The sequence below is a fragment of the Allobosea sp. P4_H5 genome, assembly GCF_056400825.1.
Genome location: NZ_JBFUKM010000005.1, coordinates 57,128 through 80,558, shown reverse-complemented (window position 1 = coordinate 80,558; position 23,431 = coordinate 57,128). Strand labels below are relative to the sequence as shown.

Annotated in this window: 15 protein-coding genes and 1 pseudogene; 2 read left to right on the top strand and 14 right to left on the bottom strand. The window is 62.6% G+C overall.

The features are described 5' to 3' along the window. Positions 1-230: 230 nt before the first annotated feature. The 14 genes and pseudogenes from AC1DS0_RS11630 to AC1DS0_RS11565 form a co-directional block, all read right to left on the bottom strand. On the bottom strand, positions 231-6,596 hold the full coding sequence (locus AC1DS0_RS11630; protein ID WP_476814504.1) for an FG-GAP-like repeat-containing protein: 6,366 nt from the start codon (positions 6,594-6,596) through the stop codon (positions 231-233). Between the two features lie 646 nt (positions 6,597-7,242). Continuing rightward, a complete protein-coding gene (locus AC1DS0_RS11625) occupies positions 7,243-9,069 on the bottom strand; it encodes a recombinase family protein (RefSeq protein WP_476814503.1) in 1,827 nt (608 codons plus the stop codon). Next, a complete protein-coding gene (locus AC1DS0_RS11620; protein WP_476814502.1) occupies positions 9,008-9,487 on the bottom strand; it encodes a DUF2924 domain-containing protein in 480 nt (159 codons plus the stop codon). The genes AC1DS0_RS11625 and AC1DS0_RS11620 overlap by 62 nt, the downstream gene beginning before the upstream one ends. A gap of 44 nt (positions 9,488-9,531) precedes the next feature. After that, entirely contained in the window at positions 9,532-10,107 is a 576-nt protein-coding gene (locus AC1DS0_RS11615) for a DUF3489 domain-containing protein (protein WP_476814501.1), read from the bottom strand. A gap of 154 nt (positions 10,108-10,261) precedes the next feature. After that, complete coding sequence (locus AC1DS0_RS11610; RefSeq protein ID WP_476814500.1) at positions 10,262-10,810, bottom strand: hypothetical protein; 549 nt, start codon at positions 10,808-10,810, stop codon at positions 10,262-10,264. Between the two features lie 86 nt (positions 10,811-10,896). Then, positions 10,897-11,934, bottom strand: a complete 1,038-nt coding sequence (locus AC1DS0_RS11605) for a DUF5681 domain-containing protein (protein WP_476814499.1) — start codon at positions 11,932-11,934, stop codon at positions 10,897-10,899. Continuing rightward, positions 11,894-13,216 carry a site-specific DNA-methyltransferase gene (locus AC1DS0_RS11600; RefSeq protein WP_476814498.1) on the bottom strand — a complete coding sequence of 441 codons (1,323 nt, stop codon included), beginning with the start codon at positions 13,214-13,216 and terminating at the stop codon, positions 11,894-11,896. Before AC1DS0_RS11600 ends, AC1DS0_RS11605 begins: the two co-directional genes overlap by 41 nt. 1,310 nt (positions 13,217-14,526) lie before the next feature. Next, on the bottom strand, positions 14,527-15,396 hold the full coding sequence (locus tag AC1DS0_RS11595) for an ABC transporter permease (protein WP_476814497.1): 870 nt from the start codon (positions 15,394-15,396) through the stop codon (positions 14,527-14,529). Between the two features lie 2 nt (positions 15,397-15,398). Then, on the bottom strand, positions 15,399-16,334 hold the full coding sequence (locus tag AC1DS0_RS11590) for an ABC transporter permease (RefSeq protein WP_476814496.1): 936 nt from the start codon (positions 16,332-16,334) through the stop codon (positions 15,399-15,401). Further along, positions 16,334-17,329, bottom strand: a complete 996-nt coding sequence (locus tag AC1DS0_RS11585; RefSeq protein ID WP_476814495.1) for an ABC transporter ATP-binding protein — start codon at positions 17,327-17,329, stop codon at positions 16,334-16,336. Before AC1DS0_RS11585 ends, AC1DS0_RS11590 begins: the two co-directional genes overlap by 1 nt. After that, positions 17,326-18,339, bottom strand: coding sequence for an ABC transporter ATP-binding protein (locus AC1DS0_RS11580; RefSeq protein WP_476814494.1), 1,014 nt, complete (start codon positions 18,337-18,339; stop codon positions 17,326-17,328). The genes AC1DS0_RS11585 and AC1DS0_RS11580 overlap by 4 nt, the downstream gene beginning before the upstream one ends. Before the next feature lie 70 nt (positions 18,340-18,409). After that, complete coding sequence (locus AC1DS0_RS11575; RefSeq protein WP_476814493.1) at positions 18,410-20,050, bottom strand: ABC transporter substrate-binding protein; 1,641 nt, start codon at positions 20,048-20,050, stop codon at positions 18,410-18,412. Beyond that, a complete protein-coding gene (gene pehA, locus AC1DS0_RS11570; RefSeq protein ID WP_476814492.1) occupies positions 20,017-21,621 on the bottom strand; it encodes a phosphoric/sulfuric ester hydrolase PehA in 1,605 nt (534 codons plus the stop codon). Before pehA ends, AC1DS0_RS11575 begins: the two co-directional genes overlap by 34 nt. Positions 21,622-21,739: 118 nt before the next feature. After that, positions 21,740-21,906, bottom strand: a pseudogene (locus AC1DS0_RS11565) (OB-fold nucleic acid binding domain-containing protein); the annotation flags it as partial. A gap of 173 nt (positions 21,907-22,079) precedes the next feature. On the opposite strand from AC1DS0_RS11565, the gene AC1DS0_RS11560 reads away from it, so the two are divergent. Together AC1DS0_RS11560 and AC1DS0_RS11555 are read left to right on the top strand one after the other, a co-directional pair. Next, positions 22,080-22,820, top strand: coding sequence for a GntR family transcriptional regulator (locus AC1DS0_RS11560; RefSeq protein ID WP_476814491.1), 741 nt, complete (start codon positions 22,080-22,082; stop codon positions 22,818-22,820). 198 nt (positions 22,821-23,018) lie between these two features. Then, positions 23,019-23,417, top strand: coding sequence for a cupin domain-containing protein (locus tag AC1DS0_RS11555; protein ID WP_476814490.1), 399 nt, complete (start codon positions 23,019-23,021; stop codon positions 23,415-23,417). Positions 23,418-23,431: the final 14 nt, after the last annotated feature.

Here is a 23,431-nt window from a genome sequence, read left to right as displayed (position 1 = left end):
AAAGGGAAGAACTTGTTATTTATCAGCAATTCAACTCTGAATCTTCCGTGCCTTGTCATAGGAATTCTAATACTTTTTTTAAATTCAATTTTAAGGTAAAACAAACTAAAATCTCCTGTCCTTTTGACAGATTCAATATCATCCTTTTCAATATGATATTGACCTCCAAATACTCCAGTAAGTATTACTGATACAACAAGAATTTCGCAGTTCGTAATCATTATGCCACCTTAAAATGCACGACTACTGACGTTCAGCGTTCCAAAATTAAAGGATCCGCTTTTATCGATAAATCCCTCATAGCCCATCTTACCTGTTCCAATGTCAACATACCCACTCACAACACCACGCTTATCAGCAGATACAATACCTTTATTTACTTGACCCTGAATTTCCTTCCCAATTCTTTCAGCCACTGCTCGCCTATCCCCGTGAGCAGCATCAACTGCAGCCTTTAATTCGGGATTATAACTGCTGAGTCCGCGCGGGTTCTGATTATCCTCATGATTTGGGTCCAGTTTCTTATCGGCAACTACATGGCCAACCTTTTCATCAGTCATCGGGGCCGGCTGAGGGCCCTCCAGCGCTTGATTAAAGGCTTCAGCGATAGACAATCCAGCCCTTAAGCCGTCTTCCACCTTACTCCCGATCTGCGCCCCTCTGGCTGCACCGGAAGCACTCCTTGTAGCAGCGCCACCAATCACACCACCAATAGTCGCACCAACTGGCCCCGCGAACTGGTCGCCCCGCACGCCTGCGTCTTGCTTATTGCCATCGTCTTCTCCTTTAGTGTCGCCATTCGCGTTCTGCGAAGCCTCACCGGTCGTATGCCCCGACGGGTCGCTCTTGTTGATGGGATCGTTGAGGGAATAGCTGTACCGGTTCGTGCCCACACCCGGCAGCCAGGGGTCGAGCGTATCGGGCGTCAGGAAGCGCGCCAGCAGCGGGTCGTAATGGCGCGCGTTGAGATAGAGGAAGCCGGATTCCTCGTCCCGCATCTCGCCGATATAGCCCTTGCTCTCGCCGTCGTTCGCGGCGGGGCCGGTGGGCGCGCCGATCAGGTCGCCATAGGCCTGGTAGTGCTGGCGCTTGGCCAGCGTGCCCGCGGCATCCGAGGTCACCCGCACCGAGGCGAGATGGTCGCGATGCAGCCAGGCATTGGTGGTGCCGACCCGGCGCGCATCCGCATGCACATGCTTGCGCCAGGCGCCCACAACCGGCTGACTGTCCATCGTGTACGGGAACTGGAGCGGCACCTCGACGTCGGGGCCGAGATAGAGCGAGGCCTTGGTCACGCCGCCCGGCCAATTGGTCCTTTTGTAGAGCAACCGCCCATCGGGACCATAGGTCATGGTCGTACCGGGCCCATTGGTCACGGTCGTGTTGTCCAGCCTGAATTCCCCATCAAAACTCACCGTGCGGTTCAACCCCGGCCCGGTGATCCGATAGGGAATGCCCGTCCCGTAGGCAGTGTCGTAGAAAATGGTGTAGGCGCCCGCCGTGTTGGCCGCGTGCGGCCTTTTTACGCCCGGCCCCTGAGCCGGGTAGGTGTAAGCACCGATACCCGTCATGAAGGTGAGGTTGTGCGCCGCATCGTAGGTGAAGGTCTTGCTGAGCGCGCCGGCGCCGGCGTTCGTGGCCGAAGTCAGCCGATCGAGATCGTCGTAAGTATAGGTCCAGCTCTCGGTGGGCTCTCCTGCGGTTGTCGCCGTCAGGACGCGGCCGCGCACATCATGCGTGTAGTCGACCTGCAGCAAGGTACCGGCCGAGGCGAGATGCCGAGCTTGCGCCAGCCATCCCTTGACCCCGCCATAGGCATTGGTCGTCGTGACGCCGTTGGGGTAGGTCGCTTGTTCGACCTGGCCCTTGGCGTTGTAAGTCATCGATGTGATCAGACCCGGGATCGATTTCAATCGCCCCGCCGCGTCATAGCTATAGGGCGTCCCGGAGCCCGCGACCTGTCCGACCACATCATTGTCGGGGTAGCGCTTGCCGATCATCTGACCAAGCGTGTCGCGCTCCGTCCTTGTCATATAAGGCGCACCATTCATGATCTTTTGTGCGCGCTGAACCTCCAGACCGTTCTTGTCGTAATCATACGAGAAGACTGACTTGGTCGAGATCGAGTAAGAGTGCTCGGTCAGCTTGCCGATGTTGTAGAAGCCGGCTCGAACCTGATCGTAGATCGTCGTGGTAGAACGCCCCGTAACCAAGCTAGTTCCAATATAAAAGTCCTTTTGAATCGGGCGATTGATCGCGTCATACGTGAAGCGCCAAGTCTTATTTGCAGCATCTTTACGGCTGAGCAGATTGCCCGCTTTGTCGTAGGTGAACGTCCAGATGCCCATATTCGGATCGTGGCTGACGGTCCGGCGGGAGAGCATGTCGTATTGGTAGTTGAACTGGTTGCCAGCGGGATCGCTCACTTGCGTGATACGGTCGAGCCCGTCCCACACCCGCGAGACGCGCGAGGCAACGCCGCCCAGGAAGCGCTCCTCGACGCCGATGCGCTCATAGGCATCCAGATGCAGATTGCTGGTGCGGCCGAGTTCGTCGGTCGTCGTCACCTTGGCGAAGCGCAAAGGCGAGGAATCATAGCTGCGCGTCACACTGGTCGGGGTCAGCGCCACTCCGCCCTGGGTAGAATTGTTATAGACCAGGATCTCGCGGTCGAGAAGATCGTAGAAATGGATGGTATAATAGAGGTTGCTGCCTGTCGCCTGATAGTCGCCCAAATAAGGTTGGAACGCCGCAGCGACCGATCCGCGTCGATGGTAGATAACACGCTTGCTGTGGATCGACTGCGTCGCATCCTTTCCATTGCTTTCAGCAACGTAGGCACGTCCGAAACCATCGAGATAAGTCCTGATGAAGGATTCGGTGACGCCGTCCTTTGCTGGCCCACGCTCCCAGATATGCTGGGTCGGCGGCGCGCCGAGATCAACATAGGAAAAGGCCTTCCAGCGCCCGCTCGGCTCCGTCACGCTCGCCGGGCGGCAGAGCGAGTCATAACCATAGGTCGTGACCAGGCTGTTGAGATCAGTCGTGCTCGACGGCATGCCACAGCGGTGATCCCAGGCTGTGGTGACGCTCTGGTTGAGCGGATTGGTCCGTGTCACCGGTCGCAACTTGTAGACCGTGTCGAAGACGAAGCTGGTCAGCTTGCCGTTCGGATCGATCTCGCTCGTTCGGTTGCCATAGGCATCATACGCGAAAGTGGTGTCGGCGCCGTCGCTGGCATCGAGCATCATGAGGGACTTGGTCGGCCGCGCCCGATCGGGCACCACCCCATAGCTCGGCCCGTAATAGAAGCGACGGTCCTCCAGGTCGGTCGTGCCGACCGTGACACGCCGGCGATAGGGTTGATCGACGATGTAGGCGCTGGTGTTGGGCGAATAGTCAGTGGTGATGACGCGCTCGTCGCCGCTGACATCGGCATCGCCGTGCTCGCTGAGCACGGTGAGGTTCTTGAAGCCGTCGAAGGCCCTGGTCGTCAGCTTGCGGCGCTGGCCGCTGACGAAATAATCAATCAGCTCGCTCTGCGTGTTGAGCGAGGTGTAGGGCGCAACCGTCGGATTGACGATGTATTGCTCGCGCCGCTCGCGATAGAGCCCGCCGGCGGTATCGCGATACTTCAGGGTCTCGACCAGGCCGGCGGAGGCGCGATCCTGCCTGAAGACATATTCGCGCACCGGGCAGGCGCTGTCGCCATCATTGCAAGGCAACGTCGCCGTCACGTAACGGAAGCCGAGGAAGCGCCGCTCGCGCGCATCCCAGAAGCCGCCGCCATAGCTGAATGTGGTCAGCGCCACCGACGAAGACGCCGAGCCCAACATGTCATTTGTGGCGACCCCGGACACCGCCTGCAGCACTGACGACATATTGCCGTTCGGATAGATCGAGGACGGGGCGTAAGCGATGGCGGTCTGCCCCCCGAAGCTATTGGAAATCCCGGTCAAGAGATCCGCAACACCCCCCTGGACCAGATAGATCGGTCCAATGGCGACTTGCAGTCCGCCGCTGCTCGGAAGCGTCACGGCACCAACCAGATCGGTCTTGCCGTCGCCATTGACGTCCGCCAATTGCACCGGCCCGGAAAAGGGGGATGCATGAGCGACAAAGCTGTTGTTGCCACGCGAGAGCAGGATTTGGCCGCCCACGGCACTGTTCGAACTGGAAAGCAGAAGGTCGGCCCGCCCGTCGCCGTCTATGTCGCCGACCTGGATGCTGTCGGCCATTCCCGACAAGGGGCCGGTCCAGTCCTGCTCGATGAAGCCCTGCCCGGTCGACAGCATGACCACGGCCTTGGGCGCATAGCCACCGCCGGTGAAGACCTGCTGGATATGTGCGATATCGGCCTTGCCATCGCCATTGAAGTCGCCGACGTGCACCCCCTTCTCGGCAATATACGTATAGGCCGTCGTCGACGTGACCGGCGAGGTGGTGAAACTGCTGCCGGTTGACAGGAGCAGCGTGATCGAACCATCGATAAACTGGACGATGTCGCTTTTGCCATCGCCGTTGAAGTCGCCCAGGCGGGTCAGCCGCTGAGTGGCGTTCCCGTTACCGGTATGAGGATATTGGGCGATTCCGCCGAAGCCGGTGGCCGAGGTCGACCAAGTGCCCGTGGCCAGATAAACGAGACCGTCGACGAGAAGATCAGCTTTGCCGTCGCCATCGAAGTCGCCGATCGCGATGGCCTGAGGCTGCCCGTCCTGGCGGACCGTGATCATGCTCAGGCTGGAGAAGGGCCCGCCTCCGCTGGCAGCGATGACCTGGCCCAAGCGGAAGCTGTAGATGAAGGCCCGAACATCGGGCATCCAGTAGCCACCCATATCGCCGCCCTGCTGCTGCCAGATGCTGTAGCGGGCGATGCCGAGGATATCGACTGCGCCATCGCCGTCGAAATCCCCGCTCAGCCATTGCATATCGGCATTGCAGGGCACAGTCAGTGAAGCAATGGCGGTGGTGCTATAGGCGGAGAAGCCCAAGCCATCCGAAGCGGAGAGCCTAGCCGACATCGACGTGAGCGGGAAACCGCTACCGTCCTGAACGCAAGTCCCGAAACCTGCTTCCGAACCGCCGGCGACAACGACGTCGGTGCGCCCATCGCCGTTGAAATCTCCGGTCAGCGTCGTGGTCGTAGGCGGCTGGAGACTTATTCCACCGCTTCCATTCGGCCCGGTGCCGCCCGAATCGGCGAGCGCGAACGGAGCATCGCTATAAGCGAAACTGGTCCCGGGCAGTGCCGTACCGCCAGTGATTTCGTTGTGCGCTCCGAACGTCGCATCGTGGCCGAACTCGCGTACCGACGTCAGCCGCGACAGCGCCGTCGACGCACTCTCGGCATAGATAAGCTGATAGGCGCGAACCCGTTGATCACCGCTCCAGACATCGATCGTCAACAGACGGTTGAAGGAAGTCGCGAAGCTCGCGCCCGTCGCCGAGTTCAACCATTGCTGGGCCGGCCGCTGGTCGTAGTAGAATCGAATTGCGCCACCACCGGCGCTCGAATCCTGGTTGCGGTAGTTGATCAGCGCGATCGAGCAATAGCTGACCGAGGCGCAGTTATATCGATAATCCAGCTTGTTGCCGTAGGTATCGGAGATAGCAAAGAGCAGGTAACGCGTATTGCTGCCGAGATACCCGCCGGTCGGGTCGGTGGTGTCAGCGGGCACCTGCGTGCCGGAGACCGATAGAGCTGGATCGATCGAGGGGCGATACTCGTAGCGCGTGCCGTCTCGCGCTGTTACCTCCCAGGTGTTGCTCGCGGAAACATGGGCGATCCGCTGGTAGTTCTCGATGCGGGTCGCATGCGTGCCACCGCTGATGCAGCTCGGTGCGTTGAACGAGCCATCGCAGACAAGGAGCTCCTCGCCATCCAGCGTGAAGGTGTCACTGCCGTCGAAGCGTGGTGCGCCGCGGCCTGGCGAAACCCGCAAGATCTCCGACAGGCCACCGAGTGACCAGCCAACACCGAACTCGCCTGGATTCGAACCACCAGCCCGCAGGCCACGATTCGAATCATAGGTCAGCCGCAACTTGGGCTCGAGGCCGCGGAAAGGCGGCACCTTGATCGGCAGGCTATAGGTATAGCTGCCATTATAGGCAGCATCCGGCGGGCGGACCATTTTCGGGTCGGTCGCGCCGTCGGCAGTGGCATTGCCGGTCTGAGTTCCGCTCGCTGTTTCAGTCGTCTGGAGCGCGTCGGCGCTCGCCTCCGCGCCCGACGCTTTCGCGGACTTCGCCTCCCGCGCCTGCCCCTGCGAATCGCTGGAGCGAGCCTGCGACGCTGCATTCGGCACGGCGACTGCATCGGTCTGAGACGCTGGTGGCGCCTGACCGGCGAAAGCATCCGGCTTCCACCCTTCCGGAGGCTTTGCCTCGGCCTTGTAGCCAGTCTCCGGCTCCGAGCCGGAACGCTTCTGAGTTTCGGCCGAAGGCGGCGGGAGGATGACAACCTGCGGCAGAGCAGGCGCCCCCTGAGCATAAGCTTGAGCAATCGGCGCAACACCGATCACAAGACTTAAACCGCCTACTACAATTTTACGAACAATTCTTTCAATAAAATCTCTGCCACGTATCAATTTTGCCATGACACCGCCTCGAATATTTAATTCTGTAAATGAGATCTAACGTGTGCAATGATCACCCAGACAAAATCGATGGGCGCCATTACTCGACGGCGCTTTCGTTACAGGCAGCCGACGCGCACCGACCCACGCGAGGCAGTATCGCCGCGCGTAGCATCCGGCATTCGAATGTTCGCTGTTTGAAAGCAGTCTCGACCGCTAGAGATCGGCGATCAGCAATCCATCACTCAGTCCGCATGATCTGCGGACGCGAGCGAAGGTCGGCGCGACCTGTATGGCAAGGAATACGTGATCCAGCTCATCCAGTCCCCCGAGCGCATACCATTCGCCTCAGAATCTCAACTCGCGGTTGAGACAATGCATCGAACTGGGATTGAGCGCGCGTGTCAAGCGCACGCTATGCATGTGGATCGATTTATCCGGCATCGAGTTTCGCTGCCGGATAAATATCGAGACGGCAGCGAAGCGACCGTGTGCCTATAGCCGCTGGGAAGTCAGCTGTTACGTCGCGGTTGATTGCGCACCTAGAGGCACGCCTTGTCGCCTCGTTCCTGGATGTACCGTCTGCCGAGCCGTCCCATGCTGCAGCCGACGGATACGCGCGTTTGATCGAGCGGGAGATTGAAGTCGCAGCGCTTGAGGCTTTTGATCACCAGCGCATACTGGGAGCGTGTGGCGCGAACTGGCCAGTTTCTGATGCAAAGTGGCGGTTATCGAGGCCAAGCAGGCTCTGCACCAGCAAGTTGGCTTTCTGCAGCTCCCACGCTGCGGGCAGCGAAATGCCCTTGGCAAGGTCAGCAGCCGCAATCGACAACTTAATCATACCGGCCACGCTGCCTTCGATTAACTCCGGCTTCAGGAACGTCAGCGGGAGCAGTTGCGCCACATAGCGCTCACTAACTTGTTCGCGCTCGGCGATCTCGCGCATCGACGTAGCGCGTCCGCTGACCAGATCGTCGTACCAGCTCACCGCACGCGCGATCGCCTTGACGATTGCCCCGTCCAGCCGCGCGCCTTGGTCGATGCTCTCCGCCGCTGGGATCACAAGATGCAGATTTTGCCCCTTTTTCGCAAAGCGAACCGGGATCTCGATTTTTCGACATGTCCCCTCACCTACATCGTGTGTATCGCAATTGTTCTGCTGCCCCGTGTAGCCGATCCCATCTGGCCGCAGCTCTATGTGAAGGCCCTCACGACGAACGGTGATGCGCCGAACAATGCGCTGCAACGCCTCGCGCTGCCGCCCTGGGATCGGATGCTGCAGGTCGGCCGCGAATGACGTCGCTTCATCCATCAGGCACCGGATATCATCCGGCGACGTATCTGCCTCGGCCAGCACTGCGGTCAACCAGGCGCAGTCGGCAAGCCGAGCAGCTAGCGTCTGGACGACCAGCGGCTCAATCTCACCGGCTGGTATGCGCATCGGCTCCGCCGCGCCCGCCTTGGTGACGTAGTAGCGATAGCGGCGAGTTTTCTTGACGGCGTGATCCATGCCGAAGGCGCTTCCGACGGCATCGAATAGCAAGCCTGAGAGCAGGCTGACTTCGCCGCGCAGATAGACCGAGCGCTTGTTGACTGCGAGGTCGCTTTGGACGGCATCGAAGGTCTCCCGGCGCACGATCGCCGCATGTTGCGCCTTGAAGCATTCGCCTTTGTGAGCGATCTCGCCGACATAGATTGGGTTGGTCAGGATCAGCCGCAGATGTCCGAGGCTGAAGGGGCGTCCGCCCCAGTCTCGGTTTGAAGCCGATTTGAAGGCTCTCGTGGTGATACGATCGCGGTCGAGCTCTTCCTTGAGACGGCGGATGCTGCCGAGGGCGAGGAAGCGCTCGAAGATGCGGCGGATGACGGCGGCATCCTCATCGACGACAGCGAGGCTTCGACCGTCAGCGGCATAGCCCATCGGCACGAATCCGCCCATCCAGAGGCCCTTCTTCTTTGAGGCGGCGATCTTGTCGCGGATGCGCTCGCCGGTGACCTCCCGTTCGAACTGAGCAAAGGACAGCAGCACGTTGAGCGTCAGCCGCCCCATGCTGCTCGTGGTGTTGAAGGACTGCGTGACTGAGACGAAGGAGACTGCCTTCCCATCGAAGACCTCGACCATCCTGGCGAAGTCAGTGAGCGAACGAGTGAGGCGATCGACCTTGTAGACCACGACGATGTCGATCAGCCCGGCATGGATATCGCCAAGCAACCGCTTAAGCCCTGGCCGGTCCATAGAACCGCCGGAGAAGCCGCCATCGTCATAGGCCGTCGCCAGAGCCTTCCAGCCTTCATGGCGTTGCGAGGCGACATAGGCCTCGCAGGCCTCGCGCTGGGCATGGAGCGAGTTGAAGTCCTGCTCCAGCCCCTCTTCCGAGCTCTTGCGCGTATAGATGGCGCAGCGGATCATTCGCACCTTGCCACTGACCCGATCAAGCACGGTCGTCAGCTCCAGCTTCGGATTTCGCTTTGGCAGCATTCTTGTTGCGGCCATCGCTGCGTTTCAGGCCGAAGAACAACCAGCCGTTCCAGTTCGTGCCGGTGATCGCCTTGGCGATGCTGGAGAGCGAGCGATAGGTCCGGCCGTTCCAGGCGAAGCCATCACTCATAACCATGACGCGATGGGTTTTACCCTGCCAAACCCGGAGAAGCAGTGTTCCCGGCTTGATCGCTGGCGTTCCCAAAGCGTCATCGAAGCGTCCGTCGCGCGCTGCCACCGCAAGATCGCGCAGGCGACGCTTCAGCGCAGCAGACAGGCCGCCATAGGCGGCGACTTGGATCTCGTAGGCCAGTGCCGGGATCAGCAGCTTGCGCCGAAACGCTCGTGGCGCCGGCTTCCCAGTTATCTTGAGCCAGTGCGAGCGCAGGGCGTCGAGGTCAAGGTTCTCAAGCTGTGCCAATTCGGCAGCCAAGGCGAGGGCGCTGCCCTCAGCCTCAACGCGAGCGGGGCGGCCCATTATGATCCCTGCCCGTCCGTCGCCGCCACTGCGCCAGAAGTCAGGTAGTAGGCGGTCGCGCCATCCTCACGCTTGCTCCGAACAACCGCGATGCCGCGCTTGCGCAGTCCAGTCAGCGCGGCACGAGTCGTGTGCGCCAGCCAGCCAGTGGCGCCCGTCAGTTCATCTATGCTGGCGCCTTCCGCGCGCTCTAGCAGCGAGAAGACGCTGGCGAGCTTGGTTCCGGGCCGCGGCGCCGACCGGGCTACGGGTTCGGCAGTGTCTGCGTCCGCCGCCTCGTCACCCTCTGGACCTCCGCCTGACCCAGTCTCCTGCAGCTCTCCCAAGCCCAGACTCGCAAGGCCATGCTGACTGATCCGAAACGCAGTAGCGCCCGGCTCATCAGGTTCGTGAAGCGGGCGCGGCTCCTCCACCGCAGTCATCGCCTCGATCAGCCCTTTGTCGGCGAGCGTCGCCAGAACCTTCTGAGCAGCGCCGCCGCGCAAGCGCTCGGGCAGAATGATGCGCAGATCCTCGCGCTGGGCAGCGGCCGAGAGTAGCACCAGTTGAGTATCGGTAAGGGTATGCGAACTCATGATCAGATCTCCGCTCGGTTGCAACGGAGCGCCTGCCCCGTCACCAGCCGAAGCCCCGGACCGGACAGCGCCGGCGGGGCAGATCTGATCGCGCGCCGCCTTCGCCGCGGCGACGACCATAGCAATGCTTGCCGTGGCGGCGAAGTGAAGCGAATTAGTCGCCGCTCTCCATTCGGCTGCGAGGCGCCTCGGCCTGCAGCTGATCGAAAAAGCGCTCAAGTTCAGATCGCTCGACTTCGAGCCAGACCGCCGGCCCACTCGGCCCGCGGATGCCGCCTGCCCAAGGCCCGCCCGCCTGGACGACCACCAGCACCTCAAAGAAATCTGGCGGCTCGCCGTCCCCGACCTTGCCGCGTCCCAAGATATCGCGACCGATCACCAGCCGGATCGCAGGCTCCAACAAGTCCTCGATATCGGCTGTGCGCCCGGTCGCGAGGACCTCACGCAAGTCGCGCAAGATCTGGCAGTCCTCGCTCTCGCCATAGAAATACCCGTCTCGCAGCGACTGCGCAGGAGCGTCTTCGCGCGCATAGGCGGATCGGTTGAAGAGCGGCACCTCACCCAGGAATAGGCCAATCTCAAAGGCTGAGGACAGGCCGCACGGCAGATCAGGCGTCGGCGTGATCCGGAGCCAGTTTATCAGGAGCCGCAAACGCTGACGCGGCGCGTCACCCGGTTCGCAATAGGCAAGTAGCTCGGCCATATCCGGCGCCCTAGAAGCGGAAAAGGAATGCCTGACAACGCGTGCAATCCCGTCTTTTCTGCGTCGAGCAAGGCCGCGTTCGTAGCTCAGCGCCACTCATCGATGAAAGCATGCGCTTCTTCATCGAACTCTCCACGCCTGATGGCCTCGGCATCGAGCTTACCGTCTCGAAACGCTGCGATCAGCGCGAAACGCAATTCCAGCGCGTACCGGACCTGGTCCAACGACGGGAACGACAGGCCTCGCTGACGATGGACGCCGAGAGCGCGCCAGCTTTGAAAGACATCCTTCAAGAGCTGACGTTGCGAGGCAGCCTCGTGCTGCATCATCCGCAGTGTCAGCAGACCCTCGCTGATCTGCAGTCGTTTGGGCAGCAAGCTGTTGATGACAACGGCCAATAGCAAGGCTCCACCCGGACGTTCTGCTGACCGCCAGGTACCGCTCGCCACAGATAGCTTCTGGTCAAGCGCGTCTTGCAGCAGCAGCACGTCACGCAGCCGGCAACATTCATCGAATTTGACAGCCTGCTCCTCGTTTACAGGGCCGATGAAACGCACGCGCTGGCCTGGCTCGATGACGATGTCATCCGGGTGCGGCAGCACGGGCTCGATCGCTTCCCCAGTCTCCCGGGCGGCGATCAACTGGCTACGGCGTCGATCCTGATACTCCTCCCAAAACGTGTGCTCTTCAGTGATCTCACGCGCTTCATCCCGTTCTGCCCGGTCGAGCTTCTCCAAAAGCGTGCGCTGCGCATAAGGATGCCCTTTCAGCGCAGTGGCAAACATAGCGCGGATCAGTCCCTCCCCGGCACTGATCTGCGAATGCGTCTCGCCATCACGAATCTGAACCGGCCGTTTTGCCGCGCTCAGCAGAAGGGCCATCGTCGGTTGCATGCCGATCGGCACGGCAGGCTCCTGCGAGCGCCTTGGCCGACCTTTGGGATTGCCAGATTGGCCTTTCTGGAAGCGTCCATTATTCGGCGTAGAGTGCGTACCTGCGAAGAAAAGTCCTTCCTTTAGGTCCTCGAACGCTCGTTCCCTATCGGTGCCGCGGCGGCCCTTGCTCTTCGACATACGCGTGCGCTCAAGCTGCGACGGCGGCGCGGCGCCGCTCGTCTGCGACATCCTCGAAACGCTGACCGGTGCTCACCAGGGTCGCGTGCTTTCCCGTGAACTTTTCCCAGCGTGCGATAATGGTGTCGCAATAGACAGGATCGTATTCGAGCAAGCGCGCCACGCGACCGCAGGTCTCGGCCGCGATCAACGTCGTGCCAGAGCCACCAAAGATATCCAGCACGATCTCGCCACGGCGGGTGCAGTCCTTGATCGCATCAGCGACGAGCGCAGATGGCTTGACAGTTGGGTGCATCGCAAGCTCGTCCATCCGCGCGCTGCCAACACTGCTGATCCCCGGGTAGTCCCAGACATTGGTACGGTAGCGTCCGGTTTCCCCCAGACCAAAGTTATTGGTGTGCGGGGCCGCGCCAACCTTGAACGCGAAAATCAGCTCGTGCTTCGAACGATAGAAGCTGCCCATGCCGCCATTGCTCTTATTCCAGACACAGAGGTTTTTGAGTTCACTGAAGGCAGCTTCGCCAGCATCCAGAAGCTCCCGCATATGGCGCCAGTCCATGCAGACGAAGGCAATCGCACCATCTTTGCAGACGGCCGCAGCATTCGAGAGCGTGATTGAAAGAAACTGCGCAAACTCGGCCGACGTCATCTCGCCAGCGGCCATCGCAAACTCGCGATGTCGGATGGCGCCGAGACCGCCGACATGACCGTCGATAGGGACGTTGTAGGGCGGGTCGGTGAAGACGAGATCGGCACGGCCATCGCCAAGCAAGCGATCGATGTCCTCCCGCGAGCGCGCGTCTCCGCAGAGCAGCTGGTGACGACCGAGCAACCAGAGCTCGCCACGGTGCGTCGTCGCCACGCTCGGCAGAGATGGTACCAAGTCAGCTGATTGCAGGTCGTCAGTCTTGGCGTCGCGAGCCTGATCAAGCGTCAGGTCGATCTCGGCCAAAGAGAAGCCGGTGAACGATACGTCGAACTCAAGGTCGATCAAAGCGCCCAGCTCAATGGCCAAAATTTCATGATCCCACCCCGCGTTGAGGGCAAGCTTGTTGTCGGCGAGGACGTAGGCGCGCCGCTCGTCAGCCGAAAGATGCGATAGTCGCAAGGCCGGCACCGTCTCAAGGCCAAGCTCTTTAGCCGCCAACACTCGGCCGTGCCCGGCGATGATCTCGCCATGGTCGCTGATCAGCACCGGGTTGGTGAAGCCGAACCGCTGCATGCTCGCGGCTATCTGGCGGATCTGCTTGCGGGAATGGCGCCTAGCGTTGCCGGAATACGGACGCAACGCAGACACCGCCATCATTTCGATATTCGGGCCCTCCGATTTCATACGGAGCTCCTTGCTCTGCTGCCTTGAGTACATAGGCACGCCTAAAAAGTGGCGAAGAGCAAGGCAAAAGAAGCTTACTCGGAAAACTTACATAGGGCTGGCTAAATCTCTGTTTGAAACGCGTTTGAAAGACTCTTCTAAAATTTCAAAAACCAGAAATACTTCAAAAAATCCAATCCATCCTCTTTAAAGAACCCTGCTCGCTACCGAAATTGTCGCTTGGACTGCCGCTGACCGCACGAATCACTCGCGGGCGCCCGAGATTAGAAGACAGACCTGAGCCCAATCAGTATCATCCCACCAAGCGACACCTTCGCTCGCAAATCAGCAATCCATCTTCAGCTCAGCGCAATCCGAATACGCGAAATAGCGATCCAGCGGCGCTCGCCTACAATCTCGTTCGGCTCGACGCCACAGCGGTCTCGCCAAACAACAATCGCATCCCGGATAGCGGCAATCGCATCCCACCAACGCGCAGCAGCAAGCACTGTTCTCGGTGATGAAGACGAAACTCACAGCAGGGCTAATACCTCCATGCAGCCCTAACTCACTGTCCTGACGAAGAAAACTTCATTGCACCGCGGTTGCCTGTTCGCACCGGACTTGCCTGTTCCCAACGAGAGCAAGTCGGACCGCTAGGTGAGCAGCTCCTGCTGGGCTCGGCGTGAATGATGAGAGAAGAGTTCCCGCCGACCTGCCCCCACCGCCAGCTCGTTTCTTAGCTTCAGCTCTCAGCGCAGCCTTCCTCGAAAAAGCCGGTACTCCCGCGGCTTGACGGCGCAGCGTCATTCTCTGTTTCGCGCCGACCGAGAAAATTTGGACGCTTTGAAGGCCGTTTCTCTGCTCGGCCCCGCGCGACTGCGGTTCCGCACGACAACCGCAGTGGCCAATTTTCTGTCGAGAATTGGCCCATTGCTGACATCGAGGGAGTCTGCTTTCGGGCAGTATCCTGAGGCCCGCAACCGGGCAGCCGGAGTTGGCCCATTCCTGACTTCCGGAGCGTCTGCTTTCCGGGAGTTCGCCATGACAAGGCAGATTCAGTATTCTAGGCGCTTGATCGATGTAGCGGTCCAAGATTGGCCCTTCAGCAGCCGGAAGGCCAGAGACGGATTAGCTTCGGAATCAGACCGTTTCGCAACTCGGTTATGGCCGCGTATGGCCCATAGCTGACTCTGCCAATGTCCGGTTTCGGGGAAGCCGATGGCCAGGCTGAAACTGGTGCATATCCGAATTGGCGAACGTCACGTTTCCGGCGCTCTGGTTGACCAGCAGGCCGAAGGCTCGATCATGACGGCAGCCGAATTATCCATTCAGCGCAGCGTCGGGTCGAGCCTGTCGCGCAGCCAGTCACCGACGAGGCTGACGGCGAGCGTCGTCAGCACGATCGTGCAGGCCGGCGCCAGCATGATCCAGGGCGCGCGGGTCAGATATTCGCGGCCATAGCCCACCATGTTGCCGAGGCTCGTCATCGGCGGCTGTACGCCGAGGCCGAGGAAGGAGAGCCCGCTTTCGAGCAGGATCACTTCCGGGAAGGTCAGCGTCATCGAGACGATCAGCGTCGAGGCGATGTTGGGCAGGATGTGCTTGAGATAGACGCGCGCCGGCGAGGCGCCGATCTGGCGCACCGCGCCGGCATAGCCCTGCGCGCCCGCCGATATGGCGAGCCCACGTGCGATGCGGGCATAGCGCTCCCAACCATAGAGCCCCATCAGGCCGATGAAGAGCGGCAGCGCATTGCCGAAGAAGGCGAGCACCGACAGCGCCAGGATCAGGAACGGCATCGCCGCCTGGAAGTCCGCCAGCATCAGGACGAACTGCTCGACGATCCCGCGAAAATGCGCGGCAAGGAAGCCCATCAAGGTTCCCAGCACAGCCGAGATGATGGTCGCGCCGAACGCCACCAGCAGCGAGATGCGCACCGAAATGATCAGGCGCGACAGCACGTCGCGGCCGAGCTCGTCGGTGCCGAGCCAATGCAGCGGATGGAAGGGCAAGGCCAGCCTGTTGCGCAGGTCATAGGCGGTGAAACGGTAGGGCGTGAGCCAGTCGGCGAAGAGTGCGACGATGATGATGAAGGCGATCCAGATCAATCCGCACCACACCAGCAGCGGGATGCGGTGCCTGGGCTTCGGCCTGTCGGCATCGGCGGCGGGCAAGGCGGTCACGGTGACATCGGCCATCTTCAGTGCCCTCCGGCCTTGGCGCTGCTGCGCAGACGCGGATCGAGCACGCCGTAGAGCAGGTCGACGATGAGATTGGCGCTGACCATGGTCATCGCGACCAGCAGCAGGACGCATTGCACCACGGCAAGATCCCGGTTGGCCACGGCGACGACGAGCAGCCGCCCGACGCCGGGCCAGGAGAACACGCTCTCGACCACGACCGCGCCGGCGATCAGGCTGCCGACCATGAAGCCGACGACCGTGACCGTCGGCACGGCGGCGTTGGGTAGGGCATGGCCGCGCACGACGCGAGGCCATGGCACGCCCTTGGCGCTGGCGGTGCGGATATAGGACTGGCCGAGCACCTCGAGCATGGCGCTGCGCGTGAAGCGCGCCAGCACGGCTGCGCCGCCGATGCCGAGCGTCAGCACCGGCAGGATGGCGTGGCGCCAGCTCTCCTGCCCGCCCGAGGGCAGCCAGCCGAGCTGGACCGAGAAGACCAGCACCAGGACGAGGCCGAGCACGAAGCTGGGAACCGTGAATCCTGCGACCGCCGTCACCATCACGATGCGATCCATCAGGCTGTCGCGATGAAGCGCGGCGTAGATGCCGGCGGGGATGCCGATGCCGAGCTTGAGGGCGAGCGCCGGCAAGGTCAGTGCCAGGGTGGCCGGGATGCGCTCGAGCACGAGCTGCATCGCCGGGCGCCCATCGCGCATCGATTGGCCGAGTTCGCCTTGGCCGATCGCGGAGAAATAGCGCAGATATTGCAGCCAGATCGGATCATCGAGACCCCAGGCCTTGCGGAAGGCGGCGATGGCTTCAGGCGGCGCATCGACGCTCATGATGATCAGCGCCGGATCGCCCGACATCCTGAGCACGATGAAGGCGAAGGTGACGACGAGCGCGACCGTCAGCGCTGCGCGGCACAGCCGGATGAAGAAGAAGCGCAGCATCAGCTTGCGGCTTTCAGGAAATTGGCCTGGTCATGGGCGACATGGCAGGCGGTCAGGCGCCCGTCCGGCAGCGGCATCAAGGCTGGGCTTTCGACCTTGCAGCGCTCGCGAACCGCATGGCAGCGCGGATGGAAAGCGCAGCCGGAGGGCCGCGCCGCCGGGTTGGGCGGATCGCCCTGCAGCACGATGCGCGGATGGGCGCGGCGGCCGGGCACTGGCGAAGCCGAGACCAGCGCCTCGGTATAGGGGTGTGACGGGCTGGCGAGCAGGAGATCGGCATCGCCTTCCTCGACGATGCGCCCGAGATACATCACCGCGACGCGGTGGCTTACCTGGCGGATCACCTTGAGATCATGGCTGATGAACAGCATGCCGAGGCCGAGCTCCTGCTGGATGTCGACCAGCAGATTGACGACCTGCGCCTGGATCGAGACGTCGAGCGCCGAGACCGGTTCGTCGCAGACCAGGAGGTCCGGCTTGGTCGCGAGCGCCCGCGCGATCACCGCGCGTTGGCGCTGGCCGCCCGACAGCTCATGCGGATAACGGCGGCCCTGATCGGCGCGCAGGCCGACCGCCTGGAGCAAGGCGAGCGCCATGGCGTCGCGCTCCTCGGCCTCGCCGATGCCGTGCACGTCATAGGGCTCGCGCACCTGTTCAAGGATGGACAGGCGCCGGTCGAGCGCGCCCAGCGGATCCTGATAGATCATCTGCATGCGGGCACGCATCTGGCGCCAGGCCAGCGTGCCGGTCGGCGGGATCGGCGCACCCTTGAACAGGACGTCGCCGTCGTCAGGCGGCTCCAGCCCGAGCGCGAGCCGCCCGGTCGTCGATTTGCCAGAGCCGGATTCGCCGACGAGCCCGAGCGTGCGGCCGCGTTCCACCGTCAGCGAGACACCATCGACGGCGCGGACATCGACCGACTTGCCGAACAGGCCCTGTCGCATGGCATAGCGGCGGGCAACGCCGCGCGCCTGAAGCAAGGGAGCGCTGCTCATGCGTAGACGGGCTCCGGCTGGCGCCGCGACGGCGCCAGAGGCGGTGTCATGATGCAAGCGGCCCGCCGGTCCGGGGCTTTCGGATCCAGCAGCGGCACGCGCATGTGGCAAGCGTCGATCCGGCGCGGACAGCGAGGCGCAAAGGAGCAGCCCGGCGGCAGGTTCCAGGGCTCGGGCACGTTGCCCTCGACGGGGACGAGCCGCCGGCGCACGCCTTCGAGCGGCGGCAGCGCGGCAAGCAGGCCCTGCGTATAGGGGTGCAGCGGCTGCTCGAAGAGCGCCTCGGCTGCCGCCGTCTCGATGATGCGGCCGGCATACATCACGCAGACGCGGTCGCAGGTCTCCGAGATCACGCCGAGATCGTGGCTGATCAGCACCAGCGACATGTTGGTTTCGCGCCTGATCCTGGTCAGCAATTCGAGGATCTGCGCCTGGATCGTCGCATCGAGCGCCGTCGTCGGCTCGTCGGCGACCAGGATGTCGGGCTTGCCGGCGAGCGCCATCGCGATCATCACGCGCTGGTTCTGGCCGCCGGACAGTTCGTGCGGGAACGCGTCGAGCCGGCGGGCAGCGTCGGGAATGCCGACGAGATCGAACAGCCGCTTCGCCTCGGCGCGGATCGCCTTGCCGGAGAGCCCGCCATGCAGCGCCAGCGCCTCGCCGACCTGCCGGCCGAGCTTGATCACCGGGTTCAGCGCGCTGGCCGGATCCTGGAAGATCATGGCGATCCTCCCGCCACGCACGCTGTCGAGCGTGGCCGGCGCCGCGCCGATCAGTTCGCGTCGATCGAGCATGACGCTGCCGGTGATCGTCGCCTTCTTCGGCAGAAGGCCGAGGGCCGCCAGCCAGGTCACGGATTTGCCGCAGCCGGACTCGCCGACGAGGCCGACAGCCTCGCCGCGATGAACGCTGAGGTCGATGCCGTGCAGCACCTTGACGCCGTCGAACGAGACCGCAAGGTCGCGAATGGCGACGAGCGGGCTTGTCTCACGGCTGGTGAGACCGGTCATGACGACCTCCTCGAACATCCAAAAAGAAAACGGCGCGCCCCCTGAGGTCGCGCCGTCGATGATGCCGGCTTCAGCTGCGCCCGCCCCAGTTCTCGGCGCGGAAATCCATGGCGAAGGCGGGCGACGCTTTCCAGGCGAGCGCCTTCGGCTTTGCCGTGAAGGTCGCGTTCTGGTGCAGCACCGTATAGGCCGGGTCCTCGCGCTCGGCGATTTCCAGCATGCGGCGGAAGGCTGCCTTGCGGCGGGCACGGTCCGTCGAGGTTTCCAGTTCGACGGCGAGCGTGTTCAGCTCGGCATTGGTCCATTCGCCGGCCTGCTGCTGCTGGCCGTTGGGACCGTGCTGGCTGACCATCGACGAGACCGGGTCGTTGAACGGCGCCGAGTTCGACCAGTCGCGCACGGCGCGCGTCGGGGTCCGCTCGAGGATCTGCTGCCAGTTCTCCTTGACCTGGATCTCGACGTTGAGCCCGGCTTCCTTCCACATCTCGGCCAGGATCTGCGCGGTGGCAGTCTGGTTGGTGTAGTAGTTGTTCAGCAGGCGATAGGGGATCGGGTCGCCCTTGTAGCCCGACTGCTTGACCAGATCCTTGGCGACCTTGAGGTCGAAGGCCGGCACCGACCAGTCGGAGACGAACATGTCGCCGTAATAGGGCCATTGCAGGCCCTTCGGCACCACGGTGCGCCCGGCCCAGAGCGAGTCGACGATGGCCTGCCGATCGATCGCATGGGTCATGGCCCGGCGCACGAGCGGGTTCTGCAGCTGGACGTGATTCTTGTCGAACACCGTCAGGCGATGGTTCAGGATCGTGCCGCCCTGGACCTCGAAGGCGGCATTCTTCTCGATCTGCGAGATCTGGTCCGGCGGGATGTCGCAGGCGAACTGGTACTGGCCCGAGAGCAGGCCGTTGATGCGCGAGGCGGTCTCCGGCACTTCGATGAAGCGGATCGATTTCAGCGGCGGGCGGCCGCCCCAGTATTCGTCATGGGCTTCGAGCAGCAGCGACACGTCGGGTCGGTATTCGGCGACGCGGTAGGGGCCGGTCGTGACGGGCTTCATCGCCCAGTCGCTATAGGTCTTGGCCTCCTCGAAGGCGCGGCGGTTCATGATCTCGCTGCCATAGCGCGAGATGCGGCCTTCCAGGGTGACATCCGGCGTGCCGTTGACGAAACGCACCGTGTACTTGTCGATGATCTGGATGCCGAGCAGGGCCGGCCAGGAGCGGCGCGCGACAGCCGGGACCTCGGGCGGCAGTTCCTTGCTGGCGCGGCCGCCGCCGACGACGAAATCGACGGAGATGGTCTTGCCGGCGGAGGGCTGCGTCTCGCCGAACATGCGCTCCTTGCCGAAGGTAAAGGCAACGTCCTCGGCGGTCAGCTCATCGCCATTATGGAATTTCACGCCCCGGCGCAGCTTGAGCTCGACCGTCTTGTCGTCGATGCGCTTCCACTCGGTCGCGAGGCCCGGCACGCTTTCCAGATTGCCGGTCCAGTTGCGGCCGATCAGCCCTTCCCACAGCGACGAGAAGAAGATGCGCTCGCCGACATTGGACTGCTCGCGCAGCACGTCGAGCAGGTTGGAGTTGGCGATCTTCTGGACCGCGATGGTGATCGACGGCCGGTTCTCAGCCTGCGCGATCGCAAAGCGCGAGGGCAGGATGAGGGCGGAACCGCCGAGCGCTATTGCGCTGCGGCGAGTGAGGGAGCCGACCATGACTGGTCTCCTGTTTCGGTTGCGTTGGGATTGCGCTCTTCCAGCCCCTGCGGGCTGGAGCGGAAATGGGTCAGGGTCCGGTCGGCATGGGTCAGCCGCCAGGACAGCGCCTTCTGGGCGTAATCACGCACCAGCGCCGCGTAGCCTACGTCCTCCGCCAGGTTGACGAACTGGTTGGGGTCGCTGCGCAGGTCGAAGAACAGTGGCGGCAGGGCGGCGAAATGGACGTATTTGTAGTTCTCGTCCTGCACGACGCAGAGGCTGGATTCATCCATGCCGAGCCCGAGCACCTTTTCCGGCTCGGAATAATGCACGTCGCGGAAGTCGTATTCATAGTGCAGCTCGGTGCGCCAGTCCGCCGGATGAACCCCTTGTGTGAACGGCATCACCGAGTGCCCGTCGCAGGCGCGCGGCGCCTCGCCGCCGAGCCAGTCGAGGATCGTCGGCATCACGTCGACGCTCTCGGTGAAGGCCTCCTCGATCGCGCCGCGCCGGCCCGCGGCACCTTGCGGGTCCTTGACGACGAGCGGAATGCGGAAGCTCTCGTCGTGGAAGCCGATCTTGCCGAGCAAATGATGGTCGCCGAGCTGCTCGCCATGGTCGCTGGTGAAGACGACCAGTGTATCGTCCCACTGCCCGGTCTCGTCGAGATAGGCGAAGACCTGGCCGAGGCAGTCGTCGATCTCGCTGATCAGCCCGCAATAGGTCGCGCGCATCTGGCGGATCTCCGCCTCGTCGAGCGTCGCGCCAGAACCCTCGGCGCCGTGGAAGAACGAGCCGCGCTTGATCGCGTCGACATAGTATTTGACCAGCGGATGCTGGGCGCCCTCGACCTCGGGCGATTCAGCCCGGATGGGCGCCGGCATGTCCTGCGCCCGGTACATCTCGTGATAAGGCGCCGGTGCGACGAAGGGGGGATGGGGCCGGTAATAGCCGAGATGCAGGAAGAACGGCTTGCCGGCCCGGCCCTTGAGGTAGGTCAACGCGCGCTCGGTGAAGAAGGACGAGTCGGACAGCTCCTTCGGGATGCGCGCCGGGCGCTCGGTCGCCCCGGGCACGGCATCCTCGCCCTCGGGCAACCAGATGTCCTCGCGATTGGGCGGCAGCTCGAAGCCGTTCTGGGCGACCCAGCCGAAATAGCCGTCCATGTTCGGCTCGAAGGCGCCGACCGAACGGAAGCCGTCCATCAGGTCGCCGAGCACGAGGAAACGCGGATCCTGCTTCGCGGTCGAGCGCGGATCCGGAGTCGTCGTGGTGTAGCCGATCAGCGCCGGATCATAGCCGATGGCACGCAGCGCCTTGCCGAGGTTGAAATGCCGCTGGTCGAGCGGGACGGTGTTCTGAACCGCGCGATGGTTCATCAGGTAGAGGCCGGTCAGCAGGCTGGCGCGGGCCGGGCCGCAGGGCACGCAGGCGGTGACGTGGTTGGCGAAGGTCACTCCTTCCGCGCAGAGCCTGTCGAGGTTCGGGGTCTTTAGGAAAGGCTCCTGGCCGCGAGCGCGCAGCAGATGCGGTACGAAATCGGCTCGCCACTGGTCGACGACGATCAGAAGAACGTTTTTACGAGTCATGCTTGGCCTCTCAAGGTGGCGCCCAGCTATCCGCCGTGGATGACGCCTGCATGACCTGCGAGATCGATGGTTCGATGGCTGGCCCGTAGGCACGAGCCCTCCCATGCAAGCCGGCGGGCACAAGGCCAGCTACATCGACCCAACGTCGATCATGGGAGGCGACCGCATCGGCACAGGTCACAATCCGCCGGCGCGCTCGAATTCCGATCTCAGGAATGCAACTGGATGTTGGCGCAGGGTCAGCCCGATGTGGCCATAATCCTCCACCACCTCGCTGCCCGCTGTCGTGCCCGCCATCAGGCGGCCGATCGCCAGGGCATCCTTCTAGTGGGGAGCGGACCGGTGGGATTTTCGAGGGAGGTTGCACACTATCCGCGCGATTTGCTCAGCTCTCGCTTCGACGGTAATGAATTGTCGAAGCACTGGAATATCAACAGGCATATCTGCGGCATGATGCGATGACGGCAAAGAAGGGCGAGAGCGGGCAAAAGCGTCGTCCGGCGCAGCGCGGCAAAAGCAAGAAAGAGTCACTCCCGCTGTCCGAGCAGGCCTACATCGCCATCAAGGACCGGATCATCACCCTGTTCTTCGCGCCCGGCCAATATCTCAACGAAGCGTCGATCTGCGAGCAACTGGAGATGGGCCGCACGCCCGTCCACCAGGCGCTGCAACGATTGCAGGCCGAAGGCCTCGTCGATGTCGTGCCGCGCAAGGGCGTGATCATCCAGCCCGACTCGATGGGGCAAGTGATCGAGATTCTCGACGCACGGCTCGTCGTCGAGCCTGCAATCGCGGCACGCGCTGCCGAGCACGCGCGGCCCGAGGATATCAAGGAGGCCTGGGCCATCCTCGATCATCACCGGGATGATCCTCACGGCGGCGGCCGGATCGACGCTTTCGTCGAATGCGACCGCGCTTTCCATTCCAAGATCAGCGACATGTCCCAGTCGCGCATCCTCGGTGACTTCGCCAAGGCCCTTCACGAGCGCTCGATCCGCGCCTGGTATCTGCATCTCTGGCAGACGCTCGATACCGACGCATCCGACCGCCAGCACCGCGCCGTCCTTGCCGCGATCGAAGTGCATGACCCAGGGGCGGCCGCAGCCGCGATGCGCGATCATCTCAGCGGGCTTCGCGAGCGGGTGGTTCTCCTGCAGCAGCACGCGCCAAAGCGCGTTCCCTCGCCGCACGCCCGCTAGGCATCTTTCAGCGCGTTGGGCGGTACCGCTCGCATTGCCGCGTGAGCGCTCGGACGCTTCGCTCGCCCCAGCCTCGACCCTTGGTTTCCTCGCCCAGACAAAATCTGGGCGCGGCGGCGCTTTGCGGCTTGCATTAGACATCATGTGAAATATCATGACGGACATCGTAAGCGTGACAGCTTGAAAGAAGGGTCCATCATGCAGCTCCCCGCCGGCGCTCCGAGCCTCGAGGAAATCCTGGTCCAGACGAACGACATGCCCTGGCGGGAAAAGTCGTTGAAGGGTGTGCACGAGAAGATGCTGTGGCGGGACGAGGCGACCGGCGCATCCGTCGCCCTGATCCGCTTCGAGAAAGGCGCGGGCATTCCCAAGCCGCACTCCCATGCATCGAACCAGATGATGTTCTGCCTCTCCGGCCATTTCGAATACACGGCGACCGGCGTCACGCTGAAGCCCGGCAGCTTCTACTGCAATCCCAAGGGCAATGTGCACGGCCCGAGCCTTGCGATCGAGGAGACGGTCGTGGTCGAGATCTATGACGGCCCGCACTACCCGCAGACGCCGTCCTGGTACACCGACGAGCGCGACGCTCATTGATCCTCGGTCGAGAC

What these genes read in the sequence shown, in the direction of transcription:
- AC1DS0_RS11610 (WP_476814500.1), bottom strand. Translation starts at nt 10,810, where the DNA reads ATGGCCGAGCTACTTGCCTATTGCGAACCGGGTGACGCGCCGCGTCAG.
- AC1DS0_RS11560 (WP_476814491.1), top strand. Translation starts at nt 22,080, where the DNA reads ATGACGGCAAAGAAGGGCGAGAGCGGGCAAAAGCGTCGTCCGGCGCAG.
- AC1DS0_RS11605 (WP_476814499.1), bottom strand. Translation starts at nt 11,934, where the DNA reads ATGTCGCAGACGAGCGGCGCCGCGCCGCCGTCGCAGCTTGAGCGCACG.
- AC1DS0_RS11555 (WP_476814490.1), top strand. Translation starts at nt 23,019, where the DNA reads ATGCAGCTCCCCGCCGGCGCTCCGAGCCTCGAGGAAATCCTGGTCCAG.
- AC1DS0_RS11625 (WP_476814503.1), bottom strand. Translation starts at nt 9,069, where the DNA reads ATGGCCGCAACAAGAATGCTGCCAAAGCGAAATCCGAAGCTGGAGCTG.
- pehA (WP_476814492.1), bottom strand. Translation starts at nt 21,621, where the DNA reads ATGACTCGTAAAAACGTTCTTCTGATCGTCGTCGACCAGTGGCGAGCC.
- AC1DS0_RS11600 (WP_476814498.1), bottom strand. Translation starts at nt 13,216, where the DNA reads ATGAAATCGGAGGGCCCGAATATCGAAATGATGGCGGTGTCTGCGTTG.
- AC1DS0_RS11630 (WP_476814504.1), bottom strand. Translation starts at nt 6,596, where the DNA reads ATGGCAAAATTGATACGTGGCAGAGATTTTATTGAAAGAATTGTTCGT.
- AC1DS0_RS11595 (WP_476814497.1), bottom strand. Translation starts at nt 15,396, where the DNA reads ATGGCCGATGTCACCGTGACCGCCTTGCCCGCCGCCGATGCCGACAGG.
- AC1DS0_RS11590 (WP_476814496.1), bottom strand. Translation starts at nt 16,334, where the DNA reads ATGCTGCGCTTCTTCTTCATCCGGCTGTGCCGCGCAGCGCTGACGGTC.
- AC1DS0_RS11585 (WP_476814495.1), bottom strand. Translation starts at nt 17,329, where the DNA reads ATGAGCAGCGCTCCCTTGCTTCAGGCGCGCGGCGTTGCCCGCCGCTAT.
- AC1DS0_RS11615 (WP_476814501.1), bottom strand. Translation starts at nt 10,107, where the DNA reads ATGAGTTCGCATACCCTTACCGATACTCAACTGGTGCTACTCTCGGCC.
- AC1DS0_RS11580 (WP_476814494.1), bottom strand. Translation starts at nt 18,339, where the DNA reads ATGACCGGTCTCACCAGCCGTGAGACAAGCCCGCTCGTCGCCATTCGC.
- AC1DS0_RS11575 (WP_476814493.1), bottom strand. Translation starts at nt 20,050, where the DNA reads ATGGTCGGCTCCCTCACTCGCCGCAGCGCAATAGCGCTCGGCGGTTCC.